Source organism: Clostridium cadaveris, from assembly GCF_020911725.1.
Classification (GTDB): domain Bacteria; phylum Bacillota; class Clostridia; order Clostridiales; family Clostridiaceae; genus Clostridium_X; species Clostridium_X cadaveris.
Genome location: NZ_CP076620.1, coordinates 2,638,196 through 2,658,375, shown reverse-complemented (window position 1 = coordinate 2,658,375; position 20,180 = coordinate 2,638,196). Strand labels below are relative to the sequence as shown.

At 31.3% G+C, this 20,180-nt stretch carries 18 protein-coding genes; 12 read left to right on the top strand and 6 right to left on the bottom strand.

Translation table 11 applies throughout. The annotated features are described in order from the left end of the window. Window positions 1-104 precede the first annotated feature (104 nt). Together KQH81_RS12690 and KQH81_RS12685 are read left to right on the top strand one after the other, a co-directional pair. A complete protein-coding gene (locus KQH81_RS12690) occupies window positions 105-1,469 on the top strand; it encodes a SulP family inorganic anion transporter (protein ID WP_027639231.1) in 1,365 nt (454 codons plus the stop codon). Window positions 1,470-1,678: 209 nt separating this feature from the next. After that, window positions 1,679-3,148, top strand: a complete 1,470-nt coding sequence (locus KQH81_RS12685; RefSeq protein ID WP_081670312.1) for a sigma-54 interaction domain-containing protein — start codon at window positions 1,679-1,681, stop codon at window positions 3,146-3,148. A 98-nt stretch (window positions 3,149-3,246) separates the two neighbouring features. Here KQH81_RS12685 and KQH81_RS12680 read toward each other — a convergent pair whose 3' ends face one another. Both KQH81_RS12680 and KQH81_RS12675 read right to left on the bottom strand, forming a co-directional pair. After that, window positions 3,247-4,548: an acetyl-CoA hydrolase/transferase family protein gene (locus KQH81_RS12680; protein WP_027639229.1), complete on the bottom strand. Its 1,302-nt coding sequence runs from the start codon at window positions 4,546-4,548 to the stop codon at window positions 3,247-3,249. A 22-nt stretch (window positions 4,549-4,570) separates the two neighbouring features. Then, complete coding sequence (locus KQH81_RS12675; RefSeq protein ID WP_027639228.1) at window positions 4,571-6,022, bottom strand: 4-hydroxyphenylacetate 3-hydroxylase family protein; 1,452 nt, start codon at window positions 6,020-6,022, stop codon at window positions 4,571-4,573. Between the two features lie 321 nt (window positions 6,023-6,343). Here KQH81_RS12675 and KQH81_RS12670 point away from each other — a divergent pair, with 321 nt between their 5' ends. From KQH81_RS12670 to KQH81_RS12640, 7 genes are read left to right on the top strand one after another with little or no spacing between them, the layout of a single operon-like run. Further along, window positions 6,344-6,628 carry a NifU family protein gene (locus KQH81_RS12670; protein WP_230028363.1) on the top strand — a complete coding sequence of 95 codons (285 nt, stop codon included), beginning with the start codon at window positions 6,344-6,346 and terminating at the stop codon, window positions 6,626-6,628. Window positions 6,629-6,639: 11 nt separating this feature from the next. Then, a complete protein-coding gene (locus tag KQH81_RS12665) occupies window positions 6,640-7,410 on the top strand; it encodes a MaoC family dehydratase (protein ID WP_230028361.1) in 771 nt (256 codons plus the stop codon). A gap of 28 nt (window positions 7,411-7,438) precedes the next feature. Further along, window positions 7,439-7,678 carry an acyl carrier protein gene (locus KQH81_RS12660; protein WP_027639225.1) on the top strand — a complete coding sequence of 80 codons (240 nt, stop codon included), beginning with the start codon at window positions 7,439-7,441 and terminating at the stop codon, window positions 7,676-7,678. Between the two features lie 19 nt (window positions 7,679-7,697). Then, the gene (locus KQH81_RS12655; protein ID WP_027639224.1) at window positions 7,698-8,354 is read left to right on the top strand and encodes an MBL fold metallo-hydrolase; all 657 of its coding nucleotides are present in this window, start codon (window positions 7,698-7,700) and stop codon (window positions 8,352-8,354) included. Continuing rightward, window positions 8,344-9,417, top strand: a complete 1,074-nt coding sequence (locus tag KQH81_RS12650) for a LuxE/PaaK family acyltransferase (protein ID WP_035770901.1) — start codon at window positions 8,344-8,346, stop codon at window positions 9,415-9,417. Before KQH81_RS12655 ends, KQH81_RS12650 begins: the two co-directional genes overlap by 11 nt. Beyond that, entirely contained in the window at window positions 9,407-10,660 is a 1,254-nt protein-coding gene (locus KQH81_RS12645) for an acyl-CoA reductase (RefSeq protein ID WP_230028360.1), read from the top strand. The genes KQH81_RS12650 and KQH81_RS12645 overlap by 11 nt, the downstream gene beginning before the upstream one ends. Window positions 10,661-10,676: 16 nt before the next feature. Beyond that, entirely contained in the window at window positions 10,677-12,116 is a 1,440-nt protein-coding gene (locus KQH81_RS12640; protein ID WP_230028359.1) for an AMP-binding protein, read from the top strand. 72 nt (window positions 12,117-12,188) lie between these two features. Here KQH81_RS12640 and KQH81_RS12635 read toward each other — a convergent pair whose 3' ends face one another. The 3 genes from KQH81_RS12635 to KQH81_RS12625 form a co-directional block, all read right to left on the bottom strand. Beyond that, the gene (locus tag KQH81_RS12635; protein WP_027639220.1) at window positions 12,189-13,871 is read right to left on the bottom strand and encodes an ABC transporter permease; all 1,683 of its coding nucleotides are present in this window, start codon (window positions 13,869-13,871) and stop codon (window positions 12,189-12,191) included. An 18-nt stretch (window positions 13,872-13,889) separates the two neighbouring features. After that, on the bottom strand, window positions 13,890-14,864 hold the full coding sequence (locus tag KQH81_RS12630) for an ABC transporter ATP-binding protein (RefSeq protein ID WP_230028358.1): 975 nt from the start codon (window positions 14,862-14,864) through the stop codon (window positions 13,890-13,892). A gap of 74 nt (window positions 14,865-14,938) precedes the next feature. Next, complete coding sequence (locus KQH81_RS12625) at window positions 14,939-16,003, bottom strand: extracellular solute-binding protein (protein ID WP_099336263.1); 1,065 nt, start codon at window positions 16,001-16,003, stop codon at window positions 14,939-14,941. Between the two features lie 313 nt (window positions 16,004-16,316). Here KQH81_RS12625 and KQH81_RS12620 point away from each other — a divergent pair, with 313 nt between their 5' ends. Beyond that, entirely contained in the window at window positions 16,317-16,943 is a 627-nt protein-coding gene (locus tag KQH81_RS12620; protein WP_027639217.1) for a PHP-associated domain-containing protein, read from the top strand. 43 nt (window positions 16,944-16,986) lie between these two features. On the opposite strand, the gene KQH81_RS12615 is transcribed toward KQH81_RS12620, so the two are convergent. After that, on the bottom strand, window positions 16,987-17,709 hold the full coding sequence (locus KQH81_RS12615; protein ID WP_051196280.1) for a helix-turn-helix domain-containing protein: 723 nt from the start codon (window positions 17,707-17,709) through the stop codon (window positions 16,987-16,989). Window positions 17,710-17,872: 163 nt separating this feature from the next. Between KQH81_RS12615 and KQH81_RS12610 the strand changes: the two genes are divergently transcribed. Then, entirely contained in the window at window positions 17,873-19,543 is a 1,671-nt protein-coding gene (locus tag KQH81_RS12610) for an NEAT domain-containing protein (protein WP_230028357.1), read from the top strand. 58 nt (window positions 19,544-19,601) lie between these two features. Beyond that, on the top strand, window positions 19,602-20,171 hold the full coding sequence (locus tag KQH81_RS12605) for a class D sortase (protein ID WP_027639214.1): 570 nt from the start codon (window positions 19,602-19,604) through the stop codon (window positions 20,169-20,171). Window positions 20,172-20,180: the final 9 nt, after the last annotated feature.

Genomic DNA, 20,180 nt, shown 5'->3' with positions numbered 1-20,180 from the left:
ATTCTATGTAATCGATGTAATTTCATGAGAAGAAATGAATTGGCATAGGTTTTGCTATATTAATAACTAAAGAAAACTTTTATTAATGAAGGGGGAAACACAATATGGCGATGGTAAGAAAAGAAGGTACTGAACAGCCTTATATTCCAGCTGGGATATTTAAGATAAGATTACCTTTTATTCATTATCGATGGGAATTATCAGAATGTCTACAGGCGATTTTAATGTGTGCTACTTGCTTAGGTGCTATACCAGTTTTGGAGCAAATTCTTGGAGTTCCATATGAAGTAGCTTGGAGCATGGTTATTATCAATGGTTTATTTTACAACCTGCATTCATTATTAGGTGACCCAGTTGTACCAGGATGGATTACACCAGCTATACCATTAGTTACAGCATTTTTAACTTTAACTCAGCAAGGACCAGAAAGAGTGCAATCTTTAATTGCATTACAAATTTTAGTAGGACTTATTTTCTTAATCATGGGAATCACAGGACTAGCAGGAAAGATAATAGGATTTATTCCTAATGCAATTAAAGCTGGTATTTTACTTGGCGCTGGTTTTTCAGCAATCATGGGAGAATTCAAGACAGGAGGAAGATTTGGATTATATCCAATTACAGTTGGAATAGGAACTTTAATAGCATATTTCTTACTATTCTCTATTTTGTTTAAGGGTATGAAAGATAAAAGTAAACTCTGGCATACTATAGGAAATTTTGGTATGCTTCCAGCTATTATAATTGCAGTTATAATTGGACCATTAACAGGAGAGCTTCCAGCACCTAATCTAGTATTAGGATCCATTATCAAAATTCCTGATATAGGCGAGATTTTTAGGACACTAAGTCCATTCTCTATAGGTTTTCCTAGTATTTCTCAATTTATAGCAGCATTACCTACAGCAATTGCAGTTTATATTATTGCTTTTGGTGATTTCGTTTCTAGTGAACAGCTTATTAGGGAAGCTGACGAAGTAAGAACTGATGAAAAGATAGACTTTAATCCAAATAGATCAAATGTTATAAGTGCTATACGTAACCTTGTTCAAGCTATAATTTGTCCTTACGTTCCTCTTTGTGGACCTCTTTGGGCAGCAGTAACAGCAGCTGTTGGTGAAAGATATAAAGAAGGAAGAAAATCTATGGATTCAATATATAGTGGAATAGGTACATTCCGTTGGATGACATTTATATGCGTAGCACTTGTGCCTGTTGCATCATTTGTACAGCCAATACTTCCAGCGGCTCTTTCTCTTACATTAATAGTACAGGGATATGTCTGTTGTAAGATAGGACTTTCAATGATTTCTACAGATATGGAAAGAGGTATTGCTGGTGTTATGGCTGCAGTTTTAGCAACATCTGGAGCAAGCTGGGGTCTAGCAGTTGGAGTTGTTATTTATATATTAATAAAGGGTAACTTCAAAAATCCAGAGCCTATAAAATTAGAAAAATTAGAAGCATAACACTAATATTTAAATAGTTAGCTTAATATTAAATGGTGAGGATTATTTAGAGTAATAATCCCACCATTTTTCATGCGTTATAAAATAAATTGATATTAAATTTGTAGATTGTTAAGAAAGATGTAGAGGAATTAATAATGTTTATTGAGAGGTGTCTCTAAATGTGATAACATGAAATTATCTAAATTATCTAGAAAAGGGGTGTTTTAATGAAAAAGCCGCAGATAGATAAAACAGATGAATTTTCGAAAGAAAAAATAAATGTGGAAATGTTTTCAAACACAAAAGAAGCTAATGATAAATTGGATGCTATTATCGAAAACTCATTTGATGGCATATATATCACTGATGGACAAGCTAATACCATTAAAGTCAACAGATCCTATGAGAATATAACAGGGCTAAGAAAAAGGGAAGTATTAGGACATAGCATGCATGAACTTGTGAAACATAATGTGATTTCAGTTTCAGGTTCTTTAATGGCAATAAAAGAGCGTAGAGTCATCACACTGCAGCAAGAGTTTAAAACTGGACGTAAAGCTTTGATTACCAGCTCACCCGTATATGATAATAAGGGTAAGATTATCATGGTAGTCACCAATGTACGTGATTTAACGGAACTATATAATCTAAAGGAAGAAGTCCAAAAGAAAACTCAGGAAGAGATTAAATTAAGACAGGAACTAGAACATGTTAGGGAAAAGCTTATGGATGACAATATGGTTGTTCATGATAAAAGATCCTTAGCAGCATTACTATTAGCAGATAAAGTGGCTCCATTAGATGCAACTGTAATGCTTTTGGGAGAAACTGGTGTTGGAAAAGAAGTATTTGCAAAATACATATTTCAGAACAGTAGAAGAAAAGATAAGTCTTTTATCAAAATCAACTGTGGAGCAATACCAGCTAATTTAATAGAAAGTGAATTATTTGGTTATGAAAAAGGAGCCTTTACTGGAGCAAATAAAAATGGAAAGATGGGACTATTTGAAGTAGCAGATAAAGGAACTATATTTTTGGACGAAATAGGAGAACTTCCAATGTCTATGCAAGTAAAATTACTTCGTGTTCTTCAAGAGCAGGAGATAGAGCGTATAGGGGGGAGTCAGCCAATAAAGATAGATGTACGTATTATTGCGGCAACAAATCGTAATCTTGAAAAAATGGTGAAGGAGAAGAGTTTTAGAGAAGATTTATACTATAGGCTAATGGTGTTCCCTATAAATATACCGCCGTTAAGGGAAAGGACAGGAGACATAGTACCGTTATCGGAATTATTTATAAGTAATTTAAATAAAAAATATGGGTTTAGTAAACGTTTTTCTATGGAAGCTGAACAGATATTAAAAAATTATAATTGGCCGGGAAATATAAGGGAATTAAAAAACATAATAGAAAGAGCAATTATAATAAGCAATGGAGATGAAATAACTATAGATAGTATTCCTATTCAAAATAAAAGATGCAGAGGTGAAATTAAAACTCATGTCATAAATCCAAATAAAGATTTGAAGAGTGCATTAGAAGCTTTAGAGCTAGAATATATAAATAATGCATATGAAACTTATGGCAACGTAAGACAGGCAGCAGAAAGCCTTGGAATGAATGCATCTACTTTTGTTAGAAAGAGGCAAAAATATAGTGAGCATTTAGAGCAGATTAATGGTACTATGGAATAATATAAATTGATAAATTAGATAAATAAAACATCTGTATGAATTAATAACATACAGATGTTTTATTTGTGTGGATTGCTTAATGGACTAAGATTTAAATATTATTTATATGAACAATGGAATCTCTTTTCATATTCTGCAATCAACCCTTCTTTAAAGTCAGGATGTGCAATATCTATTAATGATTTAGCTCTTTCTCGAAGAGTTTTACCTTTCAAATGAGCAATTCCATATTCAGTAACTACGTAATCTATATCATTACGAGAAGTTGTTACTGTTGCTCCTTCATCTAAAAATGGAACAATCTTTGATATTTTACCTTTAGCAGCTGTAGAAGGCATTGCTAAGATTGAAGTACCGTTTTTAGCCATAGCAGCACCTCTTATAAAGTCTACCTGGCCTCCAACTCCACTTATTTGAGTAAGTCCGACAGCTTCTGAGCATGCTTGACCCATAAGGTCTACTTGAACACAAGAGTTGATGCATACTATATGGTTATTTTGAGCTATAACAACAGGATCATTTATATAATCTACTGTATACATAGCAACATCAGGATTATGGTCTACGAAATCATATAATTTCTTTGTTCCCATAAGGAAGGTAACAGCCATTTTTCCAGGAAGAAGCTCTTTTTCAGAACCATTTATTACTCCAGCCTTTACTAGTTCTACAACTCCATCAGAGAACATCTCAGAGTGTATTCCTAGATTCTTCTTATCTTTTAATGAAAGTAGAACAGCATCTGGAATTCCTCCAATACCAAGCTGAAGTGTATCTCCATCTTTGATTAAAGTAGCACAGTTACGGCCTATAGCTTTTTCAATTTCGCCTAAAACTGCAGGTTGAACTTCTGGAATAGGATTTGAATGTTCTACGAAGCAGTCTATTTCGGAAACATCTAAAAGAGAATCTCCGTAGGTATAAGGCATTTGATCGTTAACTTGTGCAATTACAAGCTTAGCGTTCTTAGCAGCTCCTTTTGTATAGTCTACAGAAACACCTAAGTTAACTTTACCATTTTCATCTGGAGGGGTTACCATGATGAGAGCAACATCAGGATGAAGCTGCTCCTCAAAAAGCCTTGGTATTTCAGAGAAGAAACAAGGTGTATAGTCTCCACGTCCGCTTTGTATAGCTTTACGTGTATTTCCGCCTACAAATAGAGAATTATGACGGAAGTGTTTTTCCATACCTTCATTACAATATTCATTTTTACCAAATGAAACCATATGGAATATTTCAACATTTTCGTACCACTCTTTATGTTCAGCCATGACGCTTAATAAATATGCAGGTTCTCCAACAGCATGTCCTACAACCACACGACTGTTGCTAGGAACCTTCTTTACAGCTTCTTCAGCTGACATAAGTCGTGAATTATATATTTCTTTCCAACTCATTATTGTACCTCCTAAAGGATGACTATTCTTCTATTTTTGCAATGGCTTTAGCAAGCTTCTTCTTCATTGCTAAATTTCCTTGACGAGCGATCATTATTCTTTGTGCTTGTGGAGATCCAGCTCCATGCATAGATTCTGTACGATATCCAACAGCAGCAGTTCCTAAAGTTAAGTTTTCTATTAATCTTAATATACGAAGACGATTTTCAGTTGTAACAGAATTTACGCCCTTTAGATATTTGTCAATGTAAGCACCTAGTTTAGGATCTCTTAAGTCTTTTTCAGAAGGAGCTGTAACCATAAGACCTCCAGCAATATCTTCTGCAAGACGAGCTATTTCATAAGGGAAACGAGTTACGTTTTGCTTACATACGTTTGCAAGTAATAGGTCTATCATATAGTTTCCAGAATTAGTTTGACTACCTTCTGCTGAACAAGCTATACCACAGCAATATAAAGTTTCGTTTAAATGAGTCATTTCAATTAATTTATCTTTGACGTGAGAAGCTCTTTGTGCTCCGTTATATTCAGCAGCAACAGCAGCAGCTCCTATTAAAACATCACCAACACCAACTTTACATCCGCCATAAGATTGTCTATGATATCCAGCAAAACGTTCAACTAAAACACCAGCAAATTCATATTCACCATTTAAGAATATTCTATCGTTTGGAACAAAAACATCATCAAATATAGTAAGTGCTTCGACTCCGCCAAACTCAGAGTTTCCAACATCTATTGATGAACCTTCAAGCTTACGTGTATCACAAGATTGACGTCCTATAATCATAATTATGCCTTCAGTGTCTGTAGGGATAGAGAAAGAAACAGCGTAGTCCTTATCATCTTCACCCATAGATATAGTCGGCATTACTAATACTTCATGAGAATTAACTATACCTGTTTGGTGAGCTTTAGCACCACGAACAACTATACCATCAGGTCTTCTTTCAACAACATGAAGAAAAAGATCTGGATCAGCTTGAGCGTGAGGAGCAAGTGATCTATCTCCTTTAGGGTCAGTCATAGCACCATCAACAGTTAAATCGTTTTCTTGTGCGTACTGTAAGAATTTCTTAAAGTTTTCATGATAGTGAGTTCCGTGCTTAGCATCTGTTTCAAAAGTAGTACTGAAAACTGAATTGAAGGCATCCATTCCAACACATCTTTGGAAACATGCAGCAGTTTTTTGTCCACAAAGTCTTTGCATTTTAACTTTCTTTATCAAATCACTTGTGTTTTGATGAATGTGTGTGAAACGGTTTATTTTTTCACCAGTAAGTACTGAAGTAGTAGTCATTAAATCCTCATACTCTGGCATTTGTGCAAGATCATAAGTTGCCTTAACTGAATTTAATGATGGTCTCAAAATAGGATTGTCCACAGGATTTTCAATTTTTTCTCCAAACATATAAATTTGAAGATTTAACTTTCTTAAACTTTCGATATACTGTTCACCTGTCATTAATGCCATAATGAATCATCCTCTCTTATTTAAAATTTATTTTTTATAATTTAAATTGTCTATACTTTTTTATTAAGCAAATGCTGTGCCAAAACAGAAAATTCATAAAAGTTACTACAAAACTCTTGTAAAACAATAAAAAAGAGGATAAATGGTTGAAGGTGAAATAAGATATCGTTGCATAAATGCAACTGTACTTCATAAATGCAACGATTTTTCATGGTAAAGATAACTAAATAAAATGGAATGAGGTAATATATAGTTTCATATTGCTAAAAATAATTGGCATTATATTTGCTACTATATAATAGTTAATAGGAGGTAGTTAAAATGATAAAGAAGATAGAAAATATATTAGAAAATGATGTTAGACCGATTTTGTTAAGTCATGAAGGAAACGTTAAAATATTAGAATATAGAGATGGAATTTTAAAAATAAAGCTCACAGGAAAGTGTTCAGGATGTCCTTCAGCAAATATAACTACTGAAGAAATCATAAAAAAAGCAGTAATGGATAAGTGCGATGAGGTTAAGGATGTAGTATTAGTAAATGAGGTAAGTCCAGAGCTTATAGATATGGCAAAGAAAATATTGAATCATGAGATATTACATTAAAGGAGAAAGATATGGATATTGGAATTAAATTCTGCGGAGGATGTAATCCAAGATATAATAGAATACAGTGTGTTGAAAAGATAAAAGCCAAGTTTCCAGAGCATAGTTATGTAACCCAAAAAGATAAGAAGGTATGCGACATTTGGCTCATTATATGTGGATGTTCCAGGTCGTGTGCTGATTCAGAGGACTTAATTTCTTTAAAAAAGAAGTTTATTTTAAAGAGTTTCAAAGATTTTGATATGGTGAGAGACTATTTAGAAAAAGAGCAAAATGAAATAGGAGAGGAAGAAGATATCAAATGGAAAAATCCAATTAATGATAAATTACCACCTGCTCTTCAGGGAAGAAAGGAATTAATCCTTGGTGAAAAAAAAGAAATGAATAGAACAATAACGCAGGAGGATTTAATAAGCTTTGCTAAGCTGACTGGTGACTATAATAGAATGCATATGGATAAAGAATTTGCAGCTAAACAGTGGTTTTTAAAGCCTGTAGTTCATGGAGTATTTGTTGCAAGTTTTATATCAACTATTATGGGTATGGACCTTCCTGGATCAGGAACAATACTTATGAAAGAAGAACTTGAATTTCTAAAGCCGGCCTTTATAGGGGATAAAATCACCACAGAAGTTACATTTTCAAGGTGTGAAGAGTATAAAAGGCATTACATTGGAGAGTTTAAAGGAATTTGTAAAAATCAAAATGGCGATATATTAGTTCAAGGAAAATGCACTCAAATGATGATGAAAAATTTATTTTTAGTTAAAAATTTAGCTTGAAACAAAGATTAGAAAGGCGATGGGGAATATGACAAATTTAGAAAAGTACAATAAGATTTTTATGGTTTCATTTAATAAGAAGGTAGAAGAACTTCCTAAGCTTCGTTATCGTGGCTTTGAGGAATGGGATTCAGTTGGACATATGGAACTTATGTCTGCATTAGAGGAAGCATTTGATATAATGATGGAGACACCAGATGTTCTTGATTTCACATCTTATGAAAAAGGTAAGATAGTTTTAGGAAAGTATGGTGTTGAAATAAATTAATTATAGAGAGTGATTAGATATGACAGAGATTTTAAGATTAGAGGACAAACTAACAACCAGTAACTGCTATATTATAGAGGAAAATAAAAAGGCTTTAATAATTGACCCAAATAATTTTTTAATGATAAAACGTGTATTAGAGGAAAAAGAGTTGGAGCCTCAGATTGTTATTTTGACTCATGAGCATTGTGACCATATGCAGGGGTTAGAAGAACTCCGCAAGCATTATAAAGTAACGCTTATTGCGAGTGAGGAATGTAGCTACGGAATTCAAAATGATAAGCAAAATATGTCTAGGATGATGGAAGTGTATCTCTATTTTAAAAATAAAGAAAAGGTTATTAATAGCTATAAACCATTTGTATGCAGACCAGCAGATGAAACTTTCAAAACTGAAAAAGTAATTAAGTTTGCAAATCATGAACTTAAGATGTTTTCATTGCCAGGGCATACCTTGGGAAGTACTTGTATAGTTATGGATGATGAAAATCTGTTTAGTGGAGATTATTTATTAGAAGAAAAAGTCATAACGAGACTTCCAAGCGGAAGCTCAATAGACTATGAAAGTAAAGCCAAACCATGGCTTAAATCTTTACCTATTGGAATCAAAGTATTTCCTGGGCATGGTAAAGAGTTTATATTGACGGAGGATGTGATGAGAAATCATGAATTATGATTTGTTACTTCAAGAAAAGCCGTATTCAATGAACCAAGAAGAAAAGGAAAAATATTATATTTCTTACATGAAAGAGCTTACTGCATATCATAAAAAGTTTTGTAAATCTTACAGAAATATTTTGGATATGCTGTGCTACGATGAAAAAAGTATAAATGAACTAAAAGAGATTCCTATGATTCCAGTAACGCTGTTTAAAAAGTATGGCCTTTTTAGCATAGATGAGGAAGATATATTTAAAGTGATGACATCTTCAGGTACCACAGGTCAAGAGGTATCAAAAATATTTTTAGATAAAAAAACAGCAGAATATCAGCAAAAAACTTTATTTAATATTGTGAGTGATTTTATAGGACCAAAGCGAATTCCTATGATAATAATAGATTCACCAGAGGTATTAAAAAACAGAGCAATGTTTTCAGCAAGAGGTGCTGGAATTCTTGGGTTTTCTATTTTTGCATCACAGCGTATCTATGCATTAGATAAAGAGATGAGATTTGATGTGGAAAAGGTTAAAAGTTTTTTAGAAAAACATAAAGACGAAAAGATTTTGATCTTTGGATTTACATATATGATATGGGAATATTTCTATAAGGTACTGAAAAGAGAAGGTATAGATATAGATTTATCTAATGGAATTTTGATTCATGGTGGAGGATGGAAGAAACTTAAAGATAAGGCTGTAAGTAAGGAAGTTTTTAAAAGTGAATTAAGAAATATCTGCAAAATAGATAATGTTCACAATTATTACGGCATGGTAGAACAGACTGGCTGCATTTACATGGAATGTGAATATGGTCATCTTCATGTCAGTAGTTATTCAGAAATTATTACTAGAAAAATGAGAGATTTTGAAATTTGTGATATTGGAGAGGAGGGCGTGATACAGGTTATTTCTCCTATGGCTGAATCCTATCCAGGACATTCTATACTTACAGAAGATAAAGGTGTTATTTTGGGAATTGATGATTGTCCTTGTGGGAGGAAAGGAAAATATTTTGAAGTGACAGGTCGTATTAAAGCGGCAGAAATAAGGGGGTGCAGTGATACCTATGAGATATGAAGATGAGGTTGATGTATTTAAATGCAACTTTTTTCATAAAGCTTCAAATATGGAAATACTTAATGAGATAAAATGTCTTGCTGGCGTTGAGAGACCAGTGATATTTCCTATGAGGGCATTTAGTGATGAAATCATAGATTTTCTTAATGAATTATCAGAATGTATTAGAAGAAATGAAGTTCTAAGGAGAAATGAAGAAGCAGCAGCCTTTGGATTTTGGTGTCGTAAATCTCATTTATTAGATATGAAAAAGAAATATGATAATGAAGAAAATAAAATTGGATTAGGATTGATATTTCATATAGCTCCATCAAATATTTCAACAGTATTTGCCTATTCTTTTGCTATAGGATTATTATCTGGAAATGCAAATGTTGTTCGAATTTCTAAAAGAAATTCTGATACTGCCATGGAAATTTGTGGACTATTACAAGAGTTGTTTAGGAATCCTAAATATGAAAATATAAAAAAGAGAACATCTATAATAACTTATGAAAAGAACAAAAGTATAACAGATGGATACTCTGATTTATGTAATGGAAGAGTGATTTGGGGTGGAGATAAAGCTATAAATGAAATTAGAAAATCTCCATTAAAGCTTATGGCAAAGGAAATAATATTTCCCAATAGATATTCACTATGTATATTGAACACACTTTATATTTTGAATATGGAAAAAGAAGAATTAGAAATACTTGCACACAAGTTTTACAATGATACCTACAACATGGACCAAAATGCTTGTTCTAGTCCTAAAATTATTTTTTGGAGCGGAGGGAATAGCAAGGAGAAAAGAGAAGCACAAAATAAGTGGTGGAAGTTTGTTTATAAAGAGGCTTCGAAATTGTACAACCTTAGTGAAAATAAAGTGAGCTTAAAATACTCCACTCTATGTGAATGTGCTATTAATTGTGAAGAAATACAGAGAGTTAAAAGATATGATAATCTTTTATATGTAGTTGACTTAAAAGAAGTACCAGCAAATATAGAAAGTTTAAACGGCAGGTTTGGATTGTTTTTTCAATATGAATTAATAAATATAAAAGAAATAGAATCTTATGTGAATGAAAGAGTTCAAACCTTAACTTATGAAGGTTTTGACAAAAACTATCTTATAAACTTTGTAATAGAAAACCACTTAAAAGGTATTGATAGAATTGTACCTATTGGACAAGCAATGGACATGAATGTTGTGTGGGATGGTATGAATCTAATTGAGAGGTTATCGAGAAGTATCATGTAAAAGTGAGGGTATGAATATGATGTATTTTGAAAAAAATTCTCAGTACAAAAATAGGATAATGCTTATAGATGATAAAGGAAGTAAGGTTACCTATGCTGATTTAGATCACTTTTCAGAAAAGGTATCGTACTATTTAAAGCCTAGAAAGCTTTTATTTCTTCTTTGTGAAAATACCATAGGTTCTGTTATGACATATTTAAGTTCCCTGAGAAATAAAGTAGTACCACTTTTATTAGATTCTCATATGGGAAATGATATGTTGAAAAATTTATGTGATATATACAAACCTGATTACATTGTAATACCTGAGAACATGGGCATTAGCATAGATGAAGGTAAACTTTTATTTCATGAATATAAATATGATTTTTATTACATCGATCAGCAAGAAGAAACAATTTTAAATCATGAAATAGCACTTTTAATGACTACATCAGGAAGTACTGGCGGAGCGAAACTCGTAAGGCAGAGCTATAAAAATATAGACAGCAATGCAAAATCTATTGCAGAATATTTAAATCTTACTGAGGAAGAAAGACCTATAACGACGCTTCCTATGAATTACACCTATGGACTATCTATGATAAATAGCCACGTACTGGTAGGAGCTACCATACTTTTAACTAAATACTCATTATTTGAAAAGGAATTTTGGAACTTTCTTAAAGAGCAGAAAGCAACTTCCTTTGGAGGAGTTCCCTATACCTATCAAATTTTAAGAAGACTTGGATTTACTAAAATGGAGCTTCCATCTTTAAAAACAATCACTCAAGCAGGAGGAAAGCTTCCAGAAAGACTTCATAGAGAATTTGCAGAGTATGCCGAGAAAAATGAAAAGGCATTTATAGTAATGTATGGTCAAACAGAAGCTACTGCAAGGATGTCTTATCTTCCTTTTCAGTATTCTTTAGAGAAATGTGGAAGTATAGGACTTGCAATACCAGGTGGAGAATTTTCTATTATAGATGATGATGGTAAAGAAATAACTACAGTGGATACTATAGGGGAATTGATATATCGTGGACCTAATGTTACCTTAGGATATGCTAAAGAGAGAAGTGACCTTGCGAAGGGTGATGAAAGAAAAGGAGTTTTATTTACTGGAGATTTAGCAAAGAGAGACTCAGATGGTTTTTATTATATAGTTGGACGAAAAAAGAGATTTTTAAAGATATATGGCAATAGGGTGAATTTAGACGAAGTAGAGCAACTTTTAAAACAAAGATTTGAAGATGTAGATGTTGCATGTACAGGAGTGGATGATAAATTATTTATAGCTGTAATTTCTGAAACTCATGACATAGAAAATGAAATGATAAAATATCTTCAAGAAAAAACAAGGCTTAATCCTCATGCTTTTTCTGTTGCATTTGTAGATGAGATACCCAAAAATAAATCTGGGAAAACTTTATATAAAGAGTTAAAAGAAATTTTAGAGAGAAAATTTAATGAATAAAAGAGATGATAAAATTTTATCTATCATCTCTTTTTTATGTTAGCATTAGTTCGTAATTTTACTGTGTTTTTTCTAGATAGTCTTTTCTTTATCAAATTTCATTATTATAAACATAGCCATAAGACATACAAGGATGGTCAAAGTTCCATAGGCCATTGACAGCTCAATGTCATACTCTTGCATAGAACTTACCATAGCTATAGAAATCGGACGATTATATATTCCATATAGTAGAGCAGAACAGGTATATTCACCTATAGTACGGATAAATACTAAAGCAGCACTTGAAATTATAGCTGGCATAACTACAGGGGCTGTAATACTTATAAAAGTTTTGACTGGTCCTGCACCAAGACTTCTAGATGCATGTTCTAGTGAAATATTGAAGCTTTCCATGGCTATCTTGTTAGTTCTTATCATTAATGGTAGAGAAATTATTATATAAGCTAGTGGAAGAATCCAAAAGGTTCCTATAAGTGATGTATTGAATGAAAATATATTTTTCACATTAAAGGAATTAATTAGGTTGATTCCAATAGTACTCACAGGCATAGCCCAAGGAAGCATTGCTAAAAATAGCACAACTGAATTATATTTAGTTTTATTTTTGGCCAGAAAATATGATAATGGCAATGTAATTACAAGTAAAACTATTACTGTTATAAATGACATTGTGATACTATTTATAAAAGGTTTTAATACTCTGGCTGTTGAAAATATTTTTATATAATTATCAAAAGTAAACTCCTTAGGGAAGATTTCTACCATCATTGATCCTTTCTCTGCAAAGGATAAAAATATTATTCCTGCTATTGGGAGTATGATGACTAATAGGATTATTGTCAGGAGTATTTTCAAGATGTATCTTAAAGCAGGATTTTTAATTTCTTTTGCTTCAATTGGAACATTTCTTACTGATGATTCAAAAGTATATTTCTTTTCGTAATACTGAATAATCATCATTACTGATAGCCCCATAATAAGCAGTATAACCACTTGAAGGGATGCTATATTCATAAAATTATTTGCTTTTGAGCGAACTATTTGGGTAGTTAAAACCCTGTAACCTCCACCTATGAGATTAGGAGCTGAAAAGGAACCTATTCCAGAGATAAACGTCACTATAGCCGAAGACAATAAAGCTGGAGCTATTGATGGAATTATTATAGTAAATAGGATTTTTATTTTAGAAGCACCTATACCTCTCGCTGCTTCAATAGTAGAGTAATCTACATATTTCAAAGCTATAGAAGTGTTTAAATAAAAATATGTGTATTGAGTACAAGCATGAACAAACAAGATACCGCTAAGACCATTGAAATTATATGGAACTTCTGAAAGATTAAAGATACATTGCAATGCCTTTGTTATTATTCCGCTTTCTCCGTATAGTTGAATAAATGCAATTACAATTATTAATCCTGGCACCATCATAGGACTTAGCAAAAGGGCATTAATAAGTTTTTTATTTTTAACTTTTACAAAACTCATGTAAAAAGCCAATGCGGTTCCTATTAAGCCACAGATAATTGCAGTAAAGAGTCCCATTATAAAGGTTTGTTTAACTATTTGAAAGCTATTGGGATTTTTAAAAAATTCAATATAATTTCCAAAATTCATGCCGCTATCAGTTTCAAAACTTGAAAATACCGTATTTAGCATTGGTAAAAAAACAAATCCTATTAAGAACCAAAACACAGCAAAATAAAATATTACTTTTAAAACTCGTCTTAAAAGCAAGCTTTCTTTATTCAAAACTACCAATCCTTTCTATTAATAATTAATTAATGTAACTTTAACTAAGTCACCAACATTTTTTATATGTCCATCATTTAATTGAATTATAGAAAGGACCTTGTTTGAAACAGATACTTTGTATTCGATAAAACCTCCATTAAAGGTCTTTTTTAATACTTTTCCTTCAAGACCATAGCTATTATCTATTGGAAGAAGCTTAAATTTTTCAGGGCGGATATAAAGAGAATTTTGTTCAGTCTTTATTCCAAAAGCAGAGGCTTCATCTTTTGATAATATAGTAGATTCACCAACAAAGTTTGCAACGAATTCATTTATAGGAGAATTATATATTTCTTCTGGAGTTCCCTGTTGAATACATCTACCATCTTTTATAACGGCAATTTTATCTGAAATAGAAAGTGCTTCCCTCTGATCATGAGTTATAAAAAGAGTGGTTATTTTTAGTTTTTGCTGGAGACTACGAATTTCTTCTCTCATTTTTTCTCGAAGAGCAGCATCAAGATTCGACATTGGTTCATCTAAAAGAAGCACATTAGGCTCAATTGCTAAAGAACGAGCAAGTGCAACTCTTTGCTGTTGTCCACCAGATAGCTCTGATATTTTTCTCTTTCTATATTCGTACATTCCAACCAAATCAAGATAATGTTTTAGACGATGATCTAATTCAGTTTTATTAAGTTTCCTTATTTTTAATCCATAAAGAATATTGTCCTCTACATTCATATTTGGAAAAAGAGCATAGTTTTGAAATACTGTTCCTATATTTCTTTTTTCAGATGGAAGAGACGTTATATTATCTTTATTTAAAAGAATAGAACCCGTTGTTGGCTTTATGAAACCTGCAATAATTCTAAGAAGCGTAGTCTTTCCACATCCAGAAGGCCCTAGAAGAGTAAAAAGTTCGCCATCTTGTATTTCTAAATTTATATTATGAAGTACTTCGGTTTTTCCGAAGCTATGATTTATATCTTTTAAAATAACTTTTCCCATAATATCTCCTTTTTTATAGCACAAAAAATAGTGAGGAATTTCTTCCTTACTATTTTCGGCTTAAAGCTGTTATATTATTTTTTAGTAACCTTTTTATTTGCATCTAATATTTCATTATCAAATTTTTGAAGCCATTGGCTTTGATTTTTAGATACAACAGACCAGTCTGTGTCCATAGCTTTATATTCTGTCTGCATCCACTCAGGAGAATCTTTAAGAGCAGATTTTAATGTTGGTATACGACCAAAATCATTAGCTACCTTAGACTGCATTTCTGCGCTTCCTGCAAATTCAACAAAAGCTTTTGCTGCATTTGGATGAGGAGCATTTTTTATTGCTGCTATACCATCTGTTATTACAACAGAACCGCTTTTAGCATCTATGACTTCTAAAGGCATGTTATTTTTATCTTTATTTTGAGTTATAGCACTTAATACAGAAAATCCTATAGCAGCTTCATCTTTACCTATAGCTTGGAATAACATAGTATCATTATTATAGTAATTTTTCATATTTGCGTCTAAACCTTTAAGATATGTCCATGCATCGTCAATCTTGCCTTCCTTTTCATAGCCATATATCAATGCCATTAAAGTTGAACGTATAGAAGATGATGCTGTATCTCTTGAAACTATTAAGTTTTTGTATTCAGGTTTTGTAAGATCAGACCAATCTTTTGGAGCTTTATCCTTAGATAACATTGATGTGTTATAGAACATCATAACAGGAGTCTTTATTGTTCCATACCATGCTCCATCTTTATCTTTAAACATTGGGTCAAGTTCACTTGCCCAAGATGGAGTTGTTGACTGAAAAAGACCTTCATTTGTCATTTCCATAAATAATGAAGATGCACCTCCAAACATTATATCTGCTTGAGGATTTTCCTTTTCTGCTCTAACACGATCAGCTAATTCACCTTTTAAATTAACAAATTCAACTTTTACACCAGTTTTTTCGGTAAATGCATCTGAAACTTCTTGAAGTAAGTTTTCTGGATGTGTTGAATAGATCACTAAATTTTCTTCTAATTTTGCATCTTTATCTGCAGTTTCATCTTTTTTACTGGTTCCGCATCCTGCTAAAGTAAGACCCATAGTAGCAGCCAATAAGAAAGATACAATTCTTAATTTTTTCATTTTGCCACCTCGTAATCGATTTTATATTAGTTTCTTAAGAATGTTTCATGAATATACAAAATATTTCGTAAAACATTGAAAATTGTAATATCTACGTCTAAAGTCTAACTAAAATTTATTATATATGCAACATGTTTAGAAAATTTATATATTTTAATTTTCTATAGATAATTATATATATATAGAAAAATATAATATTGATATATTTTTTACATAATCTAGGTGATTACATGTTGATTTAGGTTGTCCAACATGATATACTTTCTCAAAATATGATATATATTTATAGATAATTTGAAAGGAAGTTATTTTTATGCTTATAGATTTACATATGCATGAGTCAACTTGTTCGAAAGACAGCTTTTTAAAATTAGAACGTATAGTCGAATTAGCGAAAGAAAAAGGACTTGATGCTATTTGTATAACGGATCATGATAGCATGGGATTAAAGGAATTCGCTGAAGATTGTTCAAAGAAAATTGGATTTCCTATTTTTGTAGGCGTTGAATATTTGTCTCTTCAAGGAGATATAACAGCTTGGGGAATAGACAGCTTTCCAGAGAAAAGAATAGAAGCTCAGAAGTTTATAGATTTGGTGAATGAACAAAATGGATTTTGCGTAGCATGTCATCCTTTTAGAAATAATAATAGAGGACTTGAAGAAAACTTAAAGACTGTTAAAGGATTAGGTGGAATTGAAGTTTTAAATGGAAGTACTGATATGGAAGCTAATAGAAAGGCTCTAAAATACTGTAAAGAGCTTGGACTACAGATGGTAGGAGCTAGTGATTCTCACTGGGAATCTGCAGTGGGAAAATATGTAACTTGGATTCCAGAAGACGTTACTACATTAGAAGATTTTATAAGAGTAATGAAAAGCAAAAAAAGTAAACCAGCTATATGGAAGGAAGACCACTATGAAGTGGTAGATGAATTTTAATATTGATATATGTAAGGAAGTGGAGTAATCACTTCCTTATTTTTTATGATAAAAATTGATTTCTATACTCTGATGGTGATATGCCTGTGTATTTTTTAAAGGTTCTACAGAAATAACTTTGGTCTTTGAAACCTACAGAAATAGCCACATTTAGTATTGAATAAGATCTATCTTTCAAAAAATTCTTACTCTTTTCAATTCTATACTTATTTAAAAACATTATGATAGAATCACCTGTTTCTTTTTTAAATATATTACAAAGATAATTTTTGCTGATTTTAATATGTCTGCATATAGTATCAACATTCAAATTGCTACTATAGTTTTGATGGATATAATCTATAGTATCTATGACATAGATAGAATAATTTACGCCATTTGAGGATGTTAAAAAATTTTTTTCAAAAATTAATAATATGAATTGTGTCAAATAACTTATGCAATCTCTACTTCTTAAAGGAATATTATATTTAGGTATAGCTAAATCAACATAGAATGGTCCTATTGCAAAATAAATATTATCTTTTGACGGTGTATCTAATCTAATTAATGGAATTATAATATTATTTTTATGACAGATAACATATGAGTTTGAGTGAAAAGTACATGTTAGAAGCCTGTCTTTAAGATGAATATTTTTTAATATTTCTAAACTATCTTTAGTATGACCAGATTCTCCTAATTGATTATAATTTTTATCAAAAGCTTTTATAGGAATGTTAGTACAAGTATTAAACAATTTACAAACATAATTAATTGAACACACCTTAAAATCTCCTTATATAAAAGTAATATTGTATTAATAAAAAGTAATATTGTACAAAATGTTAAGGAAAAAACATGGTACAATAATATTAATGAAAATGATTATCAATTATAAATAATTATCAATTATTTAATTGGAAAAGTCAAGAATAAGGGGGAGAAAAATGATTAGTAAAAAAATACAGCAATTGATAGCAGGTGCATTGGTGATGGGAGTAGTTTTAGGAACGGCTCCTATTAAAGTGTATGCTGCAGAAGGAAATAGAAGCATCGGAATTGAGCATAAAAGTGGATATAAAGATGGAATATACCATGTTAAAAATAAAACAGAATATATAGACCCATCTAATGAAACAGGAAACAGCATGGCAAGAAATGCCTTGAAAGAGAATACTAATGTTAAGATCGAAAACGGAAAATATAGGATTACATTCTCTTTTAATGATATGCTATATCAGTTTATGAAGGATATAAAAATTTTCTCGGGAGATAAGGAATTAGAGGCAAAAATAAATGATGAAAAAAAATCTGCCACATTTGAATCAGATTCTATAAATGAAAAGTTAAGAGTGGACATGTTCATAACTATGATGAATAGAAAAGTATCATTTTATGTAACTCAAGATATAGGTACTATGGAACTAGAAAATGAGGCGCCAACTATAGAAGCAAGTGATATAAGCATAACCATAGGAGATAGTTTGAATTTGTTAGATAAAGTTAAAGCTTCTGATAAAGAAGATGGAGAAGTTAATGTAGAAATTGTTTCAGATACAAGCAAATTCTTAAAAGGAAATGTAGCAATAAAAGCTGGAACATATGATGTTGAGTATAAAGCTGTAGATAAGACCGGATTAGAAACAAGAAAAAAAGTTAGTGTTACAGTAAAAGATATAGTTAAAGATAATTTAGAGCAAGGAAAATATTCTATAAAAAATACTGTTGAATATATAGGCGATGGAAATGCTCAAATTGGTAATGAAATGGCTAGAAAGACTTTAGAAGAAGTTTCGTTTTTAGAAATAAAAGATGATGAAAAACTATTGACACTAAAGTTCAATAAAGATCAATTTAAATTTATTGGAGATGTTAATATCACTGTAGATGGCAAAGAAGTTGAAGTGGACTTAAATAGAGAAAAAGCAGAGGCTGTTATTAAAGTTCCTTCCATTAATTCTGATATAAGAGTTAGCGTAGCGGTTAGCATTATGGGAAGAACAACTACATTTAAAACTTCGCTATTGGAAAATACGCTTACAAAAATTGATGATACTTCCACATCAAAGCCAGAAGAAGAAACTATTAATCCAGGAACTACTGAAACAAAACCAAGTGTAGATGAAAATAAAACTGAAATAAAGGTTGTAAAAGGAAAACTATATTCTATAACTAATGAGGTTCATTACCAAGATAAGAATTCTATAGGACAGTCTATGGCAAGACAATATCTTGATAAGTTATCCTATATAGAGGAAGTGGAAGGTAAAAGATATTTAAATCTAACTTTTAGTGGCATAGAATATATGAGCAAACATAGATTTTTTATAAATAATCAGGAGATATCGTATAAGAAAGTGTCAGATGACGGAAAGAAAGCTACATTTAGATTTGAAATTCCAAATTTAGATGCAAGAATAAAAGTAAAAATGTATGTAGCACCTATGGGCAGAGATGTAGAGTTTGATGTGACATTAAACAAAGATACATTAAAGTTTATAAAAGAATATTCCGTTAAGACTCTTCCACAAACTGGAGGAATGGTAGATAGCAGTTTGTTGTTTATGTTAGGTTCAACATTGATTGGATCAGGAGCTTATCTAAGAAAGAAAAAATAAGATTAATAAAAAGGAGAATTTTCTCCTTTTTTAAATTTAAATATCTAAGGGAGATATTATGAAAAAAATAAAATCCAATATTTTAATTTTAGCAGGCTTTATTATTTTAATATCAGCCTTTAGTTTTAAGCTAATTAACTTTATAGAAGAAAATAAAAGTAAAAGTGAGCTAGAGTCAAAAGTATCTGATATTAAATCCAATAATATCAAATCTAGCGATGTCTATAAAAATATACAATCTGGTGATAAAATTGGCAAACTAAGTATTCCAAGTTTAAATATAGAGGGAATTATAGTCGAGGGAGTAGAAAACGAGGAAATAACCCATAATATAGGCCATTTCAATAATACAGCAATGCCTGGTGGAAATGGGAATTTTTCAATAGCAGGACATAGTAGCACTGTGTATACAAATGTATTTAATGAAATAGATAAAATAAAAAATGGAGATAAAATTGTAATAGATGCATTAAACGGAAACTTTGTTTATGAAGTTGTAGATAAATTTGTAGTAGAGCCAGAAGAAACAAGTGTTTTAAATGGATATAGTGACAAGAAAGAAATCACTATAGTTACATGTACAGCAAAAGGAAAAGAAAGATTGATTGTTAAAGGAGTTTTAAAATAGGAGGAAAAT